The sequence below is a fragment of the Microbacterium kribbense genome (genome assembly GCF_039537285.1).
In the GTDB taxonomy this organism is placed as follows: Bacteria; Actinomycetota; Actinomycetes; order Actinomycetales; family Microbacteriaceae; genus Microbacterium; species Microbacterium kribbense.
This window is the reverse complement of the sequence record NZ_BAABAF010000009.1, coordinates 1-16,960: the sequence shown is the minus strand read 5'-3', so window position 1 is coordinate 16,960 and position 16,960 is coordinate 1. Positions and strand designations below refer to the sequence as shown.

Annotated in this window: 10 protein-coding genes; 6 read left to right on the top strand and 4 right to left on the bottom strand. The window is 69.7% G+C overall.

Annotated elements, in window-relative coordinates; genetic code table 11:
- The first annotated feature begins 26 nt into the window (after window positions 1-26).
- Together sigK and ABD705_RS13150 are read left to right on the top strand one after the other, a co-directional pair.
- Window positions 27-629 (top strand): ECF RNA polymerase sigma factor SigK, encoded by a 603-nt coding sequence (gene sigK, locus ABD705_RS13155; protein WP_344784320.1) that lies wholly within the window; start codon window positions 27-29, stop codon window positions 627-629.
- The gene (locus ABD705_RS13150) at window positions 626-1,381 is read left to right on the top strand and encodes an anti-sigma factor (RefSeq protein WP_344784318.1); all 756 of its coding nucleotides are present in this window, start codon (window positions 626-628) and stop codon (window positions 1,379-1,381) included. The genes sigK and ABD705_RS13150 overlap by 4 nt, the downstream gene beginning before the upstream one ends.
- Before the next feature lie 21 nt (window positions 1,382-1,402).
- Here ABD705_RS13150 and ABD705_RS13145 read toward each other — a convergent pair whose 3' ends face one another.
- A complete protein-coding gene (locus ABD705_RS13145) occupies window positions 1,403-4,573 on the bottom strand; it encodes an MFS transporter (protein ID WP_344784316.1) in 3,171 nt (1,056 codons plus the stop codon).
- Between the two features lie 115 nt (window positions 4,574-4,688).
- Between ABD705_RS13145 and ABD705_RS13140 the strand changes: the two genes are divergently transcribed.
- Window positions 4,689-5,675, top strand: a complete 987-nt coding sequence (locus ABD705_RS13140) for a hypothetical protein (protein ID WP_344784314.1) — start codon at window positions 4,689-4,691, stop codon at window positions 5,673-5,675.
- 35 nt (window positions 5,676-5,710) lie between these two features.
- Here ABD705_RS13140 and ABD705_RS13135 read toward each other — a convergent pair whose 3' ends face one another.
- The gene (locus ABD705_RS13135; protein WP_344784312.1) at window positions 5,711-9,541 is read right to left on the bottom strand and encodes an adenylate/guanylate cyclase domain-containing protein; all 3,831 of its coding nucleotides are present in this window, start codon (window positions 9,539-9,541) and stop codon (window positions 5,711-5,713) included.
- A 56-nt stretch (window positions 9,542-9,597) separates the two neighbouring features.
- Here ABD705_RS13135 and ABD705_RS13130 point away from each other — a divergent pair, with 56 nt between their 5' ends.
- On the top strand, window positions 9,598-12,444 hold the full coding sequence (locus ABD705_RS13130) for a helix-turn-helix transcriptional regulator (protein WP_344784310.1): 2,847 nt from the start codon (window positions 9,598-9,600) through the stop codon (window positions 12,442-12,444).
- A gap of 254 nt (window positions 12,445-12,698) precedes the next feature.
- Here ABD705_RS13130 and ABD705_RS13125 read toward each other — a convergent pair whose 3' ends face one another.
- On the bottom strand, window positions 12,699-14,399 hold the full coding sequence (locus tag ABD705_RS13125) for an MFS transporter (RefSeq protein ID WP_344784308.1): 1,701 nt from the start codon (window positions 14,397-14,399) through the stop codon (window positions 12,699-12,701).
- A 356-nt stretch (window positions 14,400-14,755) separates the two neighbouring features.
- Window positions 14,756-14,983 carry a hypothetical protein gene (locus ABD705_RS13120; RefSeq protein ID WP_344784306.1) on the bottom strand — a complete coding sequence of 76 codons (228 nt, stop codon included), beginning with the start codon at window positions 14,981-14,983 and terminating at the stop codon, window positions 14,756-14,758.
- Between the two features lie 263 nt (window positions 14,984-15,246).
- Between ABD705_RS13120 and ABD705_RS13115 the strand changes: the two genes are divergently transcribed.
- A complete protein-coding gene (locus tag ABD705_RS13115) occupies window positions 15,247-15,645 on the top strand; it encodes a hypothetical protein (RefSeq protein WP_344784304.1) in 399 nt (132 codons plus the stop codon).
- On the top strand, window positions 15,642-16,373 hold the full coding sequence (locus tag ABD705_RS13110; RefSeq protein WP_344784302.1) for an RES family NAD+ phosphorylase: 732 nt from the start codon (window positions 15,642-15,644) through the stop codon (window positions 16,371-16,373). Before ABD705_RS13115 ends, ABD705_RS13110 begins: the two co-directional genes overlap by 4 nt.
- Window positions 16,374-16,960 lie beyond the last annotated feature (587 nt).

Sequence of the window (16,960 nt, the reverse complement as noted above, 5' to 3'; positions counted from 1 at the left end):
TACCGGCCCGAGGAGAGGTGTGCGGCATGCTGGTGGACATGGTCATCGACGGAACGGACGTGCCCGCCGGCGGCACCGACCCCGTCGACCTGGTCGGGGAGCTGATCCGCCGCACCGCCACCGGCGATCGGGCCGCCTTCGCCGACCTGTACGACATGCTCTCGCCGCGCGTGTTCGGTCTCATCCTGCGGGTGCTCGTGAACCGTGCGCAGAGCGAAGAGGTCCTCCAGGAGGTGTTCCTGGAGGTCTGGCAATCCGCCGACCGGTTCGCTCCGAACAAGGGACAGGGACGGTCGTGGCTGCTGACCATCGCCCACCGCCGCGCCATCGACCGGGTGCGATCGTCAGAGGCCAGCAGTGACCGTGACATCCGGTCGGGGTTCCGGGACCTCGCCACGGTGCCCGCGGGTGTCGCCGAGCAGGTCGAGTTGCGGATCGAATCGCAGCGGGTCGCCGGTGCCCTCCGGCAGTTGCCGGACCGCCAGCGAGAGGCGATCATGTTGGCGTACTACGGGGGCTATTCACAGAGCGAGATCGCGGCGCTCACCGGGGCACCGCTGGGGACGGTGAAGACCCGCATGCGGGACGGATTGACACGACTGCGAGTGGAAATGGGGGTGACACGGTGACCGAGGAAGAGTTCGTGCAGCTCTCGGCCGGCGCGGCGCTGGGCGCACTGGGCACCGACGACCTGCGCGCGTACCACCGCGCACTCGCCGAGCACCCGGAATGGGCAGCACAGGCAGACGCAGACGCCGAGGCGGTCACCGGCCTCGCCGAGTTCGGCGACGAGGTCGCACCACCGCCCGCGCTGCGCGAGAGCATCCTCGCCCGCATCGACCAGACGCCGCAGCACTCCGTGGCAGAGGGCCGGCCGCACGCCGCACGGGCCAGCCGCCGGACACACCGATCGGGGCGCCGGGGATGGGGCCGCCGCCGGTGGTTTGCCCTGGCGGCATCCCTCGTCCTTCTCGCGGGTATCGGCACCGGAACCGTGATCGCCGTGCAACAGGCGAATCAGCCGGTCGCCGTGGTCGCGCTGAACCGCATCGAAGCAGCCCCCGACGCGCAGCAGGCGACCGCCCAGGTCGACGGCGGCGGCTCCGCCACGCTGCACTGGTCGGCATCGGCGGGACAAGCCGTGCTGGTCACCGGCGAGCTGCCCCTGTTGACCGACACCGAGACGTTCGAGCTCTGGTACATCCGCGGGAAGACCCCGATCGCCGCGGGCACATTCGACGCCACCGGAACCAGCACTTCGGCGCTGCTGGACAAGGGCATCCAACCCGGTGACGTCATCGCCATCACCGTAGAGCATGCCGGCGGTTCGCCCACCGGGCAACCCACCACGCAGCCGATCCTCACGATCCCGACCGCGTGAGAGCGGAGCATTGACACGACGTCACGCGCCGAGCAGCTCGTCACCCGCCTGATCCAGCAGGTCACGGGCAGCGGCACGCCCCGCCTCGACCATCCGATCGAACTGGTGGAACTCCAGCAGACCGACGCCCATCGAGTGCGGGGTGATCACCCAGGCGCCGAGACGCTGGGCCTCGGCCGCCCCGCCGCCGCCGATCATGAGCGTGCGCAGCATCGTCTCGCCGAGCGGCGGGATCCGCACCGGACGCGGCGCGGCACCCGGCGCAGGGCTGTGGCCACCGCCCATGGAGATGTTGACCGCGATCACCGGCCCCTCATCGCGCTCGACGAGCGCGTCGACCGGCAGATTGTCGAGCACTCCACCGTCGACGAGCAGCCGTCCCTCACTGGGAATCGGGGCGAACAGCACCGGCAGCCGGGCGGACGACTTGATCGCCTGGGTCATCGATCCCCGACGATGCACGACGGATGCGCGAGTGAGCAGGTCCGTGCTGACGCAGCGGAAACCGACCGGCAACTCCTCGATCTGCAGGTCGCCGAAGCACCGCACGAGCGCCCGGTGCACTCGTCGCCCCCGGGCGAGCGACGTGCGCGGCAGGCCGTAGTCGCCCAGCATGTCCTCACGGACGAACTCCCGATAGGTCACGTCGCCGAGCTCTGCGGCAGATGCCCCGGTGGCGTAGTAGCCGCTGACCACCGCGCCCATGCTCGACCCGGCGATGCGATCGATGCGCAGCCCCGCCTCTTCCAGTTCCATCAGCACGCCGACGTGGGTGAGCGCTCGCGCTCCTCCACCCCCGAGCACGAGCGCCAGCGAGCGACCCGCGAGCCGGTCGACCAGACCGCGGATGCCCTCCGGCAGCCGCCCCGGCGAGCCGGCATCGTTCATCGTGATCTCGCTCACCCGCCACGGGTCGACCGCATCCAGCCACACCTGCCTGGCCGCGCGCACCGGTGCACCCACCAGCACGAGCTCCGGGCGGGATGCCATCGTCGGAAGGGCTGCCGGCGGAGCCTCATCGGCCCGAGCGACCAGCACGACCGCATCCGCCTCCCGCGCGCACCGCGCGAGCCAGCCCTCGTCCGCGCCGTCGGCGACGAGCATCACGAGCTCGTTCTCCGCCTCGGCGCGATCGACCTGCTCGAGGGTGTGCGCACCGGCGAGCCGGGCGACCTGCAGATGCGCGGACAGGCCGCGCTGCAGCATCCCCGCGATGGCCTGCACCGGTGTGCCCGGACCCGCACCCACCACGGCGATCAGTCTCGGGCGTGACGCCGTCCGAGCGGCAGGCGGGCTGGCCTCCGCGAGCTGACCCGCCAGTGCGGTGACCAACGCCGACAGCGATGCTGCATCCTCGCCGATCGTGCGCTGCAGCAGCTCGCGCGACACCTCGAGCACCTGGCAGTCCCGGCGGGCACGGATCGACGCCGACCGGCGCCCGTCCGTGAACAGTGCGAGCTCGCCGACGACCGCACCGGGGCCGATCTCCCGCACCACCTCGTCGTCGATCACGACCTCGGCGCGACCCGAGATCACGACGAACATCGACTCGGCGCTCTCCCCCTGCCGCAGCAGCCACGACCCCGCCGGCATCGCACGGCGCGGTGCGTCGGCGCGCAGCCGCTCGCGGGCCCGCTCGGGCAGGCGTCCGAACAGCGACTCCTCGGGAGTCGGGATGGCCCGCCGCAGCACCACCGACCGCGCGGCATCCGGCGCCCGCAGCGGCGAGGGCCGCTCGTCGGTGTTGGCCGTGGCCACCTCGGCCCCGTGATTCACCCGCCCCAGGAACAGGGTGATCACCGCCCCCGCGGCGAACGCGAAGATACTCATCGTCCAGCCGTCGCGCAGATCCTGCACGACGGTCGCCGCCGTCGGCGTGCCGAGGATGACGACCAGCAGTGCGACGCCGATCGTGCCGCCGATCTGACGGGCGCTGGAGATCACGGCGGATGCTGTCGCGTACTTCCCGTCGGGCTGTGTCGCCAGTGTCGATGCCGCCAGCAGCGGCAGGGTCGCGCCCACCCCGATGCCGCTGATGATCTGGCCCGGAAGCCACTCCGCCAGGAAGTTCGGCGTCGTGCCGACCACGGTCACGTACCAGACATAGCCCAGCGCCCAGACGACGAACCCGGCCGAAATGATCCAGCGGTAGCCGACGCGGGCGGCGATCGGCTCGAGCAGACCCGCGACGAGGGCCGCGACCAGCGCCCCAGGCACCAGTGCGAGCCCCGCTTCGAGGATCGTGTACTGCCACACGTACTGCAGCCACAGCACATTGCCGAGCATGTACGCGAAGAAGCCGACGCCGGCGACCAGCGTGGCGACGTTCGCGACCAGGAACGGACGATTGCGCATCATCGCCAGATCGAGCACCGGTGAGCGGTGTCGCATCGAGCTCACGATGAAGCCGCCGAACAGCACCACGGCGCCCACGACCGCCGACCACAGGATCGGGCTGCCCCCACCCCAGTCCCCCGCCTTGATGATCACCGCGTTGATCAGGCCGAGTGAGCCCGCCAGCAGCAATGCGCCGCGAAGGTCCGGCATCCGGCGTCGGCCGGGCGCGCGGCTGTTCACCAGCTGACGCCGACCCAGCCACCAGGCGACTGCCCCCAGCGGCAGATTCACCCAGAACGCCCACTGCCAGCCGCCCGCCTCGACCAGCGCGCCCCCGATCGGTGGGCCGAGCCCCGAGGCGACCGCTGCGGCCGCCGACCACAGCCCCACCGCCCGCGCCCGCCGAGCCGCCGGGAACCCGTCGATCACCACCGCGAGCGAGGCGGGCACGAGCATCGCGGCGCCCAGCGCCTGCACGATCCTCGCCCCCACCAGCACGCCGAGCGAAGGCGCCAGCGCGCAGACCAGCGACGACAGCGTGAAGACGGCCACCCCCAGCAGGTAGACCCGACGCCGTCCCAGCAGGTCGCACAATCGACCGAACACGATCATGAATGCCGCGAACACGATGTTGTACGCGTTCAGCACCCAGGAAATGTCACTGATCGATTCACCCGGGAATGACTCCCGGATGCTGGGGAAGGCGATGTTCACGATGGTCGCGTCCAGGAACGCCAGCAGCGCCCCGAACGATGCCACCAGCAGCACAGTCCGCTCCGGTACCCGTCCCCGGCGCACGACGACCCCCGGCGCACGCACATCGGGAACACGATTGTGAGCAGACTCCAGCACCATGGACTCAGCATCTCGGGATGCGGCGGGGGAAACCTCAGTGAACTCACGGATCTTTTCCCGCACGCACCAGGACAGGCTGGGAACAACCCTGTCCCCCCGTCGAGGAGTCCGCATCATGTCGCACCGCCGCCTGCGAGCAGCCCGCTCGCTCATCGCCGTGACCGCACTCGCCCTGGCGGTGTTGATCGCCCCACAGGCGGCATCCGCCGACGCTCCGCCGCCACCACCCACGCCCACCGCGGTGACTGTCACCGCGCAGAGCGACCCGGCCTTAGCCGCCTCGATCGCAGGAGTCCCCGCGGGGGCGATCCCTGCGGTGCTCGCTGCGGTCCACGTCGACTTCGACATCCAGGTGACGCTGAAGGACAACACCGGCGCCGACGCGACCTGGGGTACGGATGCCACGGTGACCCTTCGCACGGATGGCGGCGGCACGCTGTCGACGACAACAAAGACGATCCCGGCCGGCACTTCGAGCATCCATATCCTCACCGCCTACTCGCAGGCGACCGCCGCGCTGACGGTCACGGCTGACGTGACGTCCCCGGTGGCTCCCGCCACCATTCTCACCGGCCCCGCCGCTCCGTTCCCCGTCGATCTTCATCTGACCGTCCTCGACGGGAACGACGCATCGCTGCTCAACGGCACCGCGGGGGCGGATGCCGCCGGCTGCGCCGTGGTCGATGCGACCCATCCGATGTGCGGCATCCTGTCGCTGCCGCGCGGGGCGCAGGGCACGACCGCCCTCACCCTGGGCGTCTGCCCAACCGGTGCGACCTGCGCACCCGGCGGCCTGGTCACGCAGTTCCTCGGTGACCTGACCGCACCGGGCGGTGCCGATCTCTACACCCGCACGGCACCGGCGAGCATGACGATCATCTGCGACAAGACGCTCTGCGGACAGCGCGGCGTCGCATCGTTCCGGGCGCAGTGGTCGGAGTCCGCGACTGGAGCACTGACCGTCGCACCGCCGTGCCTCGCCAAGGGTGTGATCGGAGCCGACCAGCGGTTCTGCACCGACCTCGCCTCAAGCAGCCGCACGAACGTCGGCGACCTGCGATTGGTCGTCCTGTTCTTGCACGACGTGCGAGGAACGATCTGATCCACGCGCCAGAGCATCCGCTCAGGCGATGACGCTCAGTCGATGACGCCGAGGTCGTGCAGCGCACGACGAGACTCGGCTCGCAGCGTCTCGTCGCCGGTGGCCTCGGCGAGAGCGAGGCGGAGCAGCGCCGGTTCGTAACCGCCGTAGCCGCCGGTGGTGCGGGCGAGTCCGTCGCGAGCGGCATCGGCAGCCCTGGCATCCTGCCCCTGCGCGACAAGCACCTGAGCACGGATGCGGTGCAGCCGGGCAAGGGTGTCGGCGGCCTTGGCCCGAGCCGCGCCGATGGTCGTATCGATCAGCTCCAGCGCCTGTGCAGCGTCGCCGGCAACGGTCATGACCTGCGCGCGTGCCGCATCGAGCAGGGCGACCTCGGTGGCCAACTCGAGGCCGGCGAGCACCGCACGCGCCTCGTCGAACAGCGGCCATGCACCCGTGGGATCACCGCTGCCGGCCGCAGCTCTGGCCTGCTCGCGCAGCACCAGGCCGACGAGCTCCTCATCATCGACTCGGCGGGCCAGGCGCAGGGCGGTCTGCAGCACCGGCAGCGCCGCATCATGCCGCCGCTGCGCGACGAGCACATCGGCGCGGTTGTACAGTGCGGTCGCCTCATTGGCCTCATCGCCGAGTCGGTGGAAGCTCTCGCCGGCGCGCCGGAAGGCGTCGATCGCGTCGTTCCAGGCCCCGCTGTTGTACGCGTCGATCGCGAGGTTGTTCAGAGTCAGCGCCTGCCCGCTCAGGTCATCGAGCCGCTCGTACAGGCCGAGGGCGATCTGCCCGTACGGCCGGTCCTCATCCAGCGGCGATGCGCCATAGACGAGGTGCAGCGCGTTGCAGGCGTGGGCGAGCACGGTCCGATCCCCCGACGCCTCGGCCCATTCCACACCGCGCCGCCCCCAGCGCACGGCTTCCCGCGCACGGCTCTGCAGATGCAGGCAGAACCCGTACCGGGTGGCGGCCTGCGCGCGCACCGCATCCGCGTCTGCACCGACGCTTCCCTCGAGCATCCGCAGCACCCGGGTCAGCTGGGCCAGCGCGGGCCGATACCTGCCCTGGCGCTGGATGATGCGCGCCTCGCGGTAGAGCAGCTCGGCGGTGGCGACCGGATCGCCGGCCAGTTCCCGCCGTGCACGCCGCAGCGCCGCCAGCGCACCTGTCGCATCACCCGCCATGTCGAGGCAGTCGCCGAGGGAGGAGGAGGCGGCCGCCCGTTCTGATCGCGGGATCTGCGGCAGGTGCGCCGCGGTGTCCAGGGCGCGGCCGAAGAAGTCCGCCGCCTGCGCATAGGCATACTTGCTGCGGGCCTGCTCGCCCGCACGCAGCGAGTGGATCCAGGCCTGCTCGTGCCGGCCCGCGGCGTGGAAGTGCAGACTCAGCAGCTCGGAGGATGCCGGCTGATCGGTCGCGCTCGCCAAGGCCACCGCCACCCGCTCATGGAGACTGCGCCGCAGCCGGAACGGCAGCCCGGCGTACGCGACGTCGCGCACCATCGCGTGCCGGAACTCCAGATCGCCGTCGTCGACCGGTCGCACGAACTCCGCCAGCCGGTCGGCGATGTCATCGGCCGACTGCGCGTCGCCGGTGTCGGGATGCGGGCCGCTCACGACCGGAGCGCCGTCGCGCAGCCGGGCCAGGAATCGCGGATCGAAGCGTGCGCCGAGTACCGCGGCCAGGCGCAGCAGCGCGCGATCGGCGGTATCGAGCCGGTCGATGTCGACCAGCAGCACCGCCTCCACCGTGCTGGGCAGCTCTTCGCCCGACGCCGAATCCGCCTGGCGGGCGGCAAGGGAGGTGAGGAACAGGGGGTTGCCGTGCCCGCGCTCCACGATCGCCTCGAGCGCGTGACGGCTGGGACGCACGGCTCCGGCCGCCTGCTCGACAAGTGCCAGCGCGAGCTCGTGCGACATCGCGGCGAGCGCGATGCGCCGGTCGGCGGGGTCCTGCAGCTGCGGCACGTGCCCGACCGGCACCTCGCGGCGGGTCGCGATCACGCACCACGGATGGTCATGGGCATCCGCCTCGAGTCGGTGCAGCAGCGAGTCGGATGCCTCGTCGAGCAGATGCGTGTCCTCGAAGATCAGCACGGTGGGGGTGGGCAGCAGCGATGCGAGAAGCGCGACGACCGCGTCCTCGATCCGGCTGCGGCGGAACCGAGGATCCAACTCGTCGACGTCGCGGGTCGATGGCAGCGCGATGCCCAGCGGCACACCGATCAGGGGCAGCCAGGGCAGCAGATCGGGCCGTTCGGCGCGCACGACCTGCACCAGGCGCGCGGTGACCACATCCACCTCTTCGTGCGGTGCGACTCCGAGGGCGGCACGGAGCAGGCCCCCGATGGCGGCGTAGGTCACCCCGGCCTCGTAGCCGCTGACACTCGTCACCAGCGATCGGATGCTGTCGGATTCCCCGGCCTCGGCGACGAGCCGGCTCTTGCCGATGCCCGGCTCGCCGACGACGTCGACGACGCTGCCGCGATGCGCGGATGCTGCGGCGAGCGCCGCGCGCAGCACGGCCAGCTCCTCGGCCCTGCCGACGAACGGCGCCTCGCCGAGGGCGCCCGTCACCTGGTCGCCGACGCGCTGCACGGTCAGGGCGTGCACGGGCGCGCGCTTGCCCTTCACCAGGAACGGCTCGATCGGGACGGCCTGCATCCGCACGCGCGCCGCGCCCACGGCATCCGCTGTCGCCACGACCTGACCGGGCTCGGCGCGCCCGAGCAGCCGGGCCGCGAGGTTCACGGCGTCGCCCTTGACGGAATAGGTGCGCCGAAGGGCGGGGCCCAGCTCGCCGGCGAAGACGTGACCGGTCGACACTCCGACCCGCACGCCGAGCGGCCCGGTGTGATCGGCGATCTCGCGTGCTGCCGACAGCATCCGCGCGGCATCGCGCCCGGCGCTGCGCGGTGCCCCCGCGATGAGCATGATCTTTCCGCCGTCGGCGGCGATGTCGGACTCGAAGAACGTCACGCCATGCCGCAGGCAGGCACGCTGCACGGTCTCCACCAGGGCCGCGACAGCATCCGCGGCCCGCTCCGGCTCACGAAGCAGGGCGTCGGTGCCGGTGAACTGCACGAACCCGATCGCGACCGGCCGGTGCTCGGGCTCGCCGGGACCTGCCCGGACGTGCGCGCGGATGACGGGCGGCAGCGTCTGCAGGACGGACCGGGTCTTCGCGGCCAGAGCGGTCGGTGCGGCCACCTGCGGCGGGATGTCGGAAACCGGCGGCACGGAGCGCAGCATCCGCCCTTCCCTTTCGGCCGCTGTGTCGCGCACCGCTGCGAGCGCCCCGTCCGGCAGCAGGTCTGCGGTATCGGTGCAGAGCAGGATCCGGCCCGCTTCGCAGGCCTGTTCGACTTCGACCAGGCGCGTGATGTCCGGGCCGCCGACGATCAGCTCCCGGTGGCTGGCCGGGTCACCGACGAAGAACAGATCGAACGTTCCGGTGCGGATGCCGATCGACATGCGCAGCGCCGCGGGCACCGGCAGGGTGCGCTCGCGGACCAGGGTGCGCAGCGCCGCCCGCATGCGATGCGCGATGCGGGCAGCGCGGGCAGCGTGCTGTGCACCCCGCACGAACAGCAGTACGGCGTCCCCGCCCCACTTCAGCAGGTCGGCGTCGTCCGCGAACGCGGGCGCGAGCAGCGTCGCGAAGGTCAGATCAAGGGTGTCGCTGAGCAGCTCTGCACCGACCCGGCCACGCCGTGCCAGCCGCTCGGTGAGTCGGGTGAACCCCGAGATGTCGGCGAAGATCATCGTTCCGGGCAGCCGCCGGTGGCGCTCGTCGGGCGTCTGCGCCAGCCATTCGGCGACGAGCCGCGGGGCGAAGGGGGCCGCAGAGTCGGCGTCATCGGGTGCATCTGGCCACATGGTCGCCTCCTTCGCTAGAATCCAGCTACCGGCGGCAGAGAGGCTGAGTCATCGCTATGCCTGCGTCTGCGCTTGCCCTCGTCCCGCCCGGAAGGCTCTTCCTCGGCCGGGATGCCGAGTTCGAGCGCCTCGCCGGTGCTGCGGCGGCCGGCTCGGCGAGCGGGCTGCTTCTCACCGTGCAGGGCGAGGTCGGCATCGGCAAGACCGCCCTGATCGACGCGGTGCTGAGCCGTGCGCCGCAGGGCCGACGGATCCTGCGCGGTGCGACGGATGCGATGGACCGGCGACGTCCGTTCGGACTGCTGCTCGATGCGCTGGCCACTGTTCTCGGCGCGGACGACCAGCGCATCGCCGCGGAGCAGAGCGAGCCGATCGCCGGTGAGCGCCTGCTGTCGGTCATCGAAGCGGTCGCGCGGGCACCCACCCTCCTGGTGCTCGAGGACCTGCACTGGGCCGATCCAGCGTCGCTGCGTCTGCTCACCCGACTCAGCCGCACCCTCGAGCAGCTGCCACTGGTGATCATCGGCTCGCTGCGCACACAGGCCCGGCACGAGACCGTCCCGGCACTCGATCGTCTGCTCAGCGTGCTCAGCGAGCGCGGGCTGCTTCGCGCAATCCCGCTCGAGCCGCTGCCGGCCCAGACCTGTCTCGCGATCGCCGAGCAGCTGACCGGCGCGCGCGTCGACGGCGCGCTGGCGCGCTACACGGCGGCGGCCGGCGGCAACCCGCTGTTCCTCACCGAGATGATCCGCGCGTTGCTGCGCGAGGGCGCCGTCACCCTCGGCGAGCACGGCGAGGCACTGCTGGATGCCCCGATCGGTCCGTCCCCATCGCTGGCGCTGATCATGATGCGCCACCTGAGCCACCTGAGCCACCAGACCCGCGAACTGCTCACCACCGCGGCCCTCCTGGGCACCCGTTTCTCGCCCTCGCAGTTGCGCCTGGTCGCCGATCGACCGATGAGCGAGCTCGTGCCCCTGCTGCGCGAATCGTTCGCCGCGGGGTTCATCGAGGAGATCGATGGCGACACCTTCGGTTTCCGACATCAGCTGATCCAGGACGTGCTGCTGCACGACCTGCCCGCCGCGGTTCGGGCCGAGCTGCACCGCGAGGTGGCGGTCACGCTGGACGCTGCGAAAGTCTCGCCCGCGACCGTGGCCGGGCACCTGCTGCGCGCGCCGACCTCGGGGGCCGACCTGCCCTGGGTGCTGCGACTCGCGCAGCGCACGGCAGCCGCCGCGCCCGTCACCGCCGTGGAGCTGTGGGAGCGCGTGGTCGCCGGCACCGACGCGGCCAATCCCCTGCACGTGCGGGCCACGGCGGGACTCGCCCGTGCCGCACTCAGTGCGGGCCGCGCACATGAGGCGGGTGAGCTCGCGGCGAGCGCACTGGTTCACGCCGGCGACGGCACGGCGGGCTCGATGCTGCGCGGCATCGAGTTGCGTGCGCTGCTGATGCAGCACGAGCACGCGGTGGCGCATGAGCGGGCGACGCGGTACTCCGCGCTCGAGCTGATCGAACCGGCCGAGCGGGCGGCGCACCTCGCCTTCGCCGGCTGGCCGCTGTTCATGCTCGGCGATGTGGCGGGAGCGCTGGAGCTGGCCCGTGCGGGTGCCACGCTGGCTGCGGAGCACGGCAACCATGGCGCTCAGACATACGCCCTCGCGCTGCAGGGTCAGATCGCCTCCTGCCGCGGCGATCTCGATGAGGCCGTCGCGGTGCAGACGGAGGCGGTGACGGTCGCCGACCGTCATCCGTCGCTGACCACTATCGAGGCTTTTCCGCATGCGCAGCTGGCCGTCGCCCTCGCCGATGTCGATCGCACGGCCGAGTCGATCGCCCAGGTGCAGCGCGGACTGCAGGTGTCGGAGCAGTTCGGGTACCGCACCGGCATCCTCGCCACCCACACCCTCGCCGCGCAGGCGCGCAGCCACAGCGCCCACCTGTCCGACATCGCCGCAGGCCTCGAGGCGCACCGCGCGATGCTCGGGTCGATGGAGATCCGGCTCGACCCGCCGGTGCGGGGTCTGCGCGCCCAGGTCATCGCGCAGCAGAGCGGACCGGATGCCGCGCTGGACGCGGCCGCACAGCTCGATCCGGTTCCCGGCCGGGAGCTGTGGGGCGGCCGCGGGCGCTCGTGGGTGTGGCTGGGACACAGTCAGATCGCGCGTGCGCACGGAGACATCGCGGGCACCGTCGAGGTGCTGTGGCGTGGATGGCAGGAGCTGCGCGCGGTCGAGATGGTCATGGACTGTGCCGAGCTGGCGCTCGATCTGGTGGAGCTGATGGGGCAGGTGCGCCGCGATCGAAGAGCGGATGCTGCGACGCGGGCGCGTTCGGCCGAAGGCGCCGAGGAGGTCATCGCGGTCGTCACGGCGTTGGCGGCGAGGAACCCGACGGTCGCCCACCTGCAGGCGACCGCACAGGCGACGGCTGGCGTGCACACGGGCGACGCCGCGCTGCTGATCGAGGCCGAGCAGCTGATGGCGACCACCCCGCGACTGCTGGATCATGCGCGCATCGCGGAGCTGGCCGCACTCGCGCTGCCGGCATCGGACCGGCGCAACAGGAGCCTCGCCGCTACCGCGCTGCACGCCTACGCCGAGGTCGGGGCGGATTATCAGCTGGCGCGGGCCCGGGCATCCTTTCGGCAGGCCGGCGTATCCGTGCCCGTGCAGCCGCGGTCTCGACCGACTTCGGGGTGGCAGGCGCTCACCCGCACCGAGGAGCGGATCGCCGGTCACGTGGCCACCGGAGCGACGAACCTGGAGATCGCGCAGGGCCTGTTCATCTCGCGTCGCACCGTGGAAACCCATGTCTCAAACATCCTCGCCAAGCTCGGGCTGCGATCGCGCACCGAGGTCGCCATCCTCTTCACGCATCGAGCCGAGCAATCGCGATAGGGCAGCCATCAGATCGATCCACCCGCGAAAGGGCAGTTCGTGGTCGTGACCGCCGACGCGGCCCGCAGGCGGATCCGTGCCGTCCAGCCAGATCTCGATGTGCACACCGCCAGCGTCCCATCGCAGGTGGCTGCGGGGATCCGTGAGTTCACTGATCTTCCGCCCGGCTCACACCGGGTAGTCAGGCGTCGAGTCTGTCGGCTCCGGGGGAGCCGGCCTCGCCGACCGTAATCCTTGTCTGCTCACCTGGGGACCTACTGGGCGGGATCCTGCACCGGTTCCGAAGGTGGCGAAGCCGATGAAGTACGAGACATGCGCACCCCGGCCCGACCGAGCATCGACGGCGACGGCACCGACGCCTCCAATGCGGCGGCAAACTCCTCGCCGGGTATGCGCAGGACGCGGCACGTCGTCTTCGCAGTGACCGTAGCAGAGCGCACGGTCCGATCGAGCAGTCCGAGTTCGCCGACATATCCTGGGGCTTCGACATCGGGCAGCGCCGTGATTGCACCGTCTCCCCGCACGGCATCCACCTCGAGGACGCCATCCTCGAGTACCCACAGAGCATCCGAGGGGTCACCCTGGCGGATGATCACCGCTCCGGCCGCCAGCGTGCGCTCCTCCGCGCTCTCAGCGAGATGCTCGATAAGGCTCCGCGGTGCTCCGGCGAACAGGTCGAGTCGGTCGAGTGTGCGCGTGATGGGTTCGAGGCGGATGGCCCGGTGTGCGACATCGGCGTCGAGGCGTCGCAGCAGGGGAAGCCCGAGAAGGCTCAAAAGCGGGAATCCCAGCCCGATCACGCCGAAAGCAACGGCCAGCCCAAAGGTCGCGTACAGGACGCTCGCGAGCACCGACGTCAGAACGGCACTGGTGAGGATGAGCACATCGAGCGTGCCGAGCACGCGCCCCAGCACCTCACGTGGCAGATCCCGTTGCAGCGTGGTGAATGCGAGCACGTCGACGATGACCATTCCCACACCCGAGAGCAGCTGAAGCGCTGCCCCGCCCAGGATCGACCCCGCGAAGACGCTCAACCAGAGCGGCACGCACTGCACGAACATCGCCACGGTGATGAGCACTGCCATCCGCTTCGTCGCGGCGAGCTTCTGCGCCAGCCCGGCGACCACGACACCACCGAGCGCATTCGCCGCCAGCAGGAGGGTGTACCCCACCGAATTGCCGTGCAGATGCTCTGAAAGTGCAGGCAGCAGTACATTCGCAGCGTTGGCCGCGGCGGAGTCGAGAATCAGGAAGACGGTCAGCACCAGCGCCTTGTGGTGCTGACCGAGTGTGCGCACCCCCGACATCCACTGCGCGAAGGCGCCACCACCCACTTCAGCGCTGCCTCGCGAGCGCACCCGTAACGCGTTGTACACGAGGGCCGCGAAAACGAAGCTCGCCGCATTGACCAGCACTCCGTACACCGGCGCACCCATCAACAGCAGCACTCCCCCGACCCCCGGCCCGATGACAACGATGACGCTTTCCAGCAGTGCGAACAGCGCGTTCGCGGCGACGAGGTCGGACTCCGGAACGACCTCGGGGATGAGCGCTCCCGATGCGGGACGCATCGGCGTGCAGACCGCCGTGAGAACGGCAGCGGCCACCAGCAGCATCCACAGTGGCGCGTCAACCCAGACGATGGCGGCGATGCCGACTGTCACGATCGATGCGATCCAGGCGCTGACCGTGAGTACGAGACGGCGATCGTAGCGATCGGCGAGCACGCCGGCATAGCCCCCGCAGAGCACGCCGACCACCCAGCGCACGGTGACGAGCGCGGTCACCCACCCGGCGGACTGCGTGCGGGTGAAGACATACGCGATGAGAACCACGTTGTACGACCAGGATGCACCGCCGTCGACGATGAAAGCGATGGTGAGCAGCCGCAGGTCACGGTGCTTGAGCGCCGCGATGAAGCGCGGCTTCGCCTGTACAACTTCCCCAGCGGCCATCTTCGCTCCACAGCGAGTCGGCACCCAGATCCGGATGATGAATGTCCGTGCAGGTACATCGGACTACGCAGACTCTAGACTCGAGGATCGTCGCGAAACATCCGTGGATCCACGTATGTCCGACGATCAACGCGGGGCCTTCAGCCTGCCTCCGAGAACCCTGGATCCACCAGCCCGCAGGCGCCCAATTCAACGCCCATCGGGCATCAAATGAGAAAGAAGTCCGTTCCCAACTCCTTCTCACGAGCAACAACCTGAAATCCGCGGAAACACGCGGCAATCCGGGCCATCGCACGGAGCACACCGCGCGGACTCTTTCTCACTCCCGTTCAACGGAAATTAGAAATACCTCCTTATCAGGGGTTTATGGCGGTGACGGTGGGATTTGAACTATTCTGCGATACCACGTGCACAGCACCGTCAGTCACGGCTTGGTTGATTTCATGCGGGTTCAGATCGGCGGCCAGCGTGGTTGGATTCGATTCGAGCAGGTTCGCCGGCAAGCGTCTGAGTTCGCTTGTTCCCACGACATGTATTCCTTCAGTGCCACCACCCTCGGGCAGCACGCCGATGAATATTCGCATAAGACTACGGCAGCATCCATCAAGACCACGACATAGAGCCAAGCCGCCGACCGGTATCACGCAAGTCCTCACGCGACTGATCGATCGCTGCGTGCACGCACCCTCGCGGAAGCGCGCGGCCAGGGCGTCTGCGGCGTGGAATCGCGTGACCGGCCTGCCGGCCAAGACGGGACCGAGGTTTCCCACGAGTCTGCGATCTGACGTGCATTTTCACATGCACTTCGGGGTGCATTCGGATGCGGTTTCCGACGTACACTAGCGGTATGGCTACCACCGTTCGACACGACCAGCGGCCAGGGCTGCGTGCACACGAAGACTCGATCCGCCTCCCTTTCGCTGAGCTCGTCTCGCAGCTGCGAGACATCCTCGGCGTGCGTGCCGTCGCCTACATCGGCGGTGTGAAGTCGTCACGGTCGGTGTCGACGTGGGCCGAGGGCGCAAGCACGCCGGGCGAAACGGACCAGCAGCGACTGCGTAACGCGTTCTACGCCGCGTCTCTGCTACGCGAGAGCTATGACGCAACGACGGTACAGTCCTGGTTCCGTGGGATGAACCCCGCGCTGAACGACCAAGCGCCGGCGCAGGTGCTGCGCGAGGGCGACCAGATGAAGGCGGCACGCGACGTGATCACCGCGGCGAAGTCGTTCGCGCACATCGGATGACGCAACCCGATCTCGAGATCGAGTCCTCCGACGATCTCGGCGGCGTCTGGCGGGTCGGCTTCGGCCCCGACATGTGGGCATGGACGCCCTGGAGCTACGCCGACGACGCCGGCCGCTTCTCTGGTCGGTGGGACGACCAGAGCGGCGAGTTCCGGACGCTCTACACCGCCGACAGCCTCCTGGGCTGCTTCCTCGAACTGCTGGCGCAGTTCCGGCCCAGTCGATCCCTGCTCAACGAGCTCGACCAGATCGAAGATGACGACGGCAGCGTGGAGAAATTCCACGAGGCCGCCATCGGGGCAGTGGGATACCGCTGGGTCGAGAACCGACAGTTCGGTTCAGCTCGGCAGACCGGCCGCTACTGCTACACCACCCACTCGCGAACAATCGCAGCCCTCATCGCACACTACCCGTTCGCCGATCACGGCCTCGCAGCAAGGGACGTCGACTCTGCGCTGCTGAAGGAAGCGCGTGACCGCGTGCTGACGCGTTCGATCGCACGATGGTTATTCAACCTCAGCGACAACGGAGATGACCTTGTCGACGGTGTGCGGTTCAACTCCCGCCATGGTGATGAGATCCACATGTGGGCGCTGTTCGAGCGCCCGGACGACCCGCCACGCAGCCCCAAACTCGAGCCCACCAGCGAGCCAACGCAGGTAACCCCCGAGCTCAGCGAGCTGCAGGAGGTCTTCCGCCGGTTCGGCCTGCACTGGGACGAGAGCTGACCCGCGGCTGGCGCGCGTCCAGATGCCGGCTACCGACTCGGCATCAAGGGGCTTGACCAAAACCAGCCGGGCTGAGGGAGCACCCACTCGATGCATTGTCGCACCCAGCTTCGGTTGCGCGCACACCGCCGACAGGCGACACGACCGGGACCTCTGCCCAGGGATGGTCCGTACCGTAGTACGCGCGAGGATTGCTCGGGATCCAAGTCGCGGATGTGGATGGTACAACGGCGGAGCATAGGAGCACACCAGCGCGGTTGGCCTGCTCCAAGATGAGGCCATGGTGGATGAGCGTGACGGTGCACGATTCCAACAGTCGGCGCATGCGGCCCAGCAGTTGGTGCGGCAGTGCCGGGCCCACGTCACCAAGGTGAACTCACGCTTACCCGAGTGGACCGCGCACGCTTCAATGACTTCGCCGCTCGGCATCGACTACGCCGCAGCAAAGGAGGGAGAACACGTCACTTCCTTCTCTCAGAGGATCAGACGGTGACGTCCCCTGGGGTGGTGTAGTTCTCGGTGCTGAGTGTCACGTCGTTGACGTGGTGAGCCATCGTGCGATGGTCAGTGAGAACCGACTAAAGCTA

What these genes read in the sequence shown, in the direction of transcription:
- ABD705_RS13140 (WP_344784314.1), top strand. Translation starts at nt 4,689, where the DNA reads ATGTCGCACCGCCGCCTGCGAGCAGCCCGCTCGCTCATCGCCGTGACC.
- ABD705_RS13145 (WP_344784316.1), bottom strand. Translation starts at nt 4,573, where the DNA reads ATGGTGCTGGAGTCTGCTCACAATCGTGTTCCCGATGTGCGTGCGCCG.
- ABD705_RS13135 (WP_344784312.1), bottom strand. Translation starts at nt 9,541, where the DNA reads ATGTGGCCAGATGCACCCGATGACGCCGACTCTGCGGCCCCCTTCGCC.
- ABD705_RS13115 (WP_344784304.1), top strand. Translation starts at nt 15,247, where the DNA reads ATGGCTACCACCGTTCGACACGACCAGCGGCCAGGGCTGCGTGCACAC.
- sigK (WP_344784320.1), top strand. Translation starts at nt 27, where the DNA reads ATGCTGGTGGACATGGTCATCGACGGAACGGACGTGCCCGCCGGCGGC.
- ABD705_RS13130 (WP_344784310.1), top strand. Translation starts at nt 9,598, where the DNA reads ATGCCTGCGTCTGCGCTTGCCCTCGTCCCGCCCGGAAGGCTCTTCCTC.
- ABD705_RS13120 (WP_344784306.1), bottom strand. Translation starts at nt 14,983, where the DNA reads ATGCGAATATTCATCGGCGTGCTGCCCGAGGGTGGTGGCACTGAAGGA.
- ABD705_RS13110 (WP_344784302.1), top strand. Translation starts at nt 15,642, where the DNA reads ATGACGCAACCCGATCTCGAGATCGAGTCCTCCGACGATCTCGGCGGC.
- ABD705_RS13125 (WP_344784308.1), bottom strand. Translation starts at nt 14,399, where the DNA reads ATGGCCGCTGGGGAAGTTGTACAGGCGAAGCCGCGCTTCATCGCGGCG.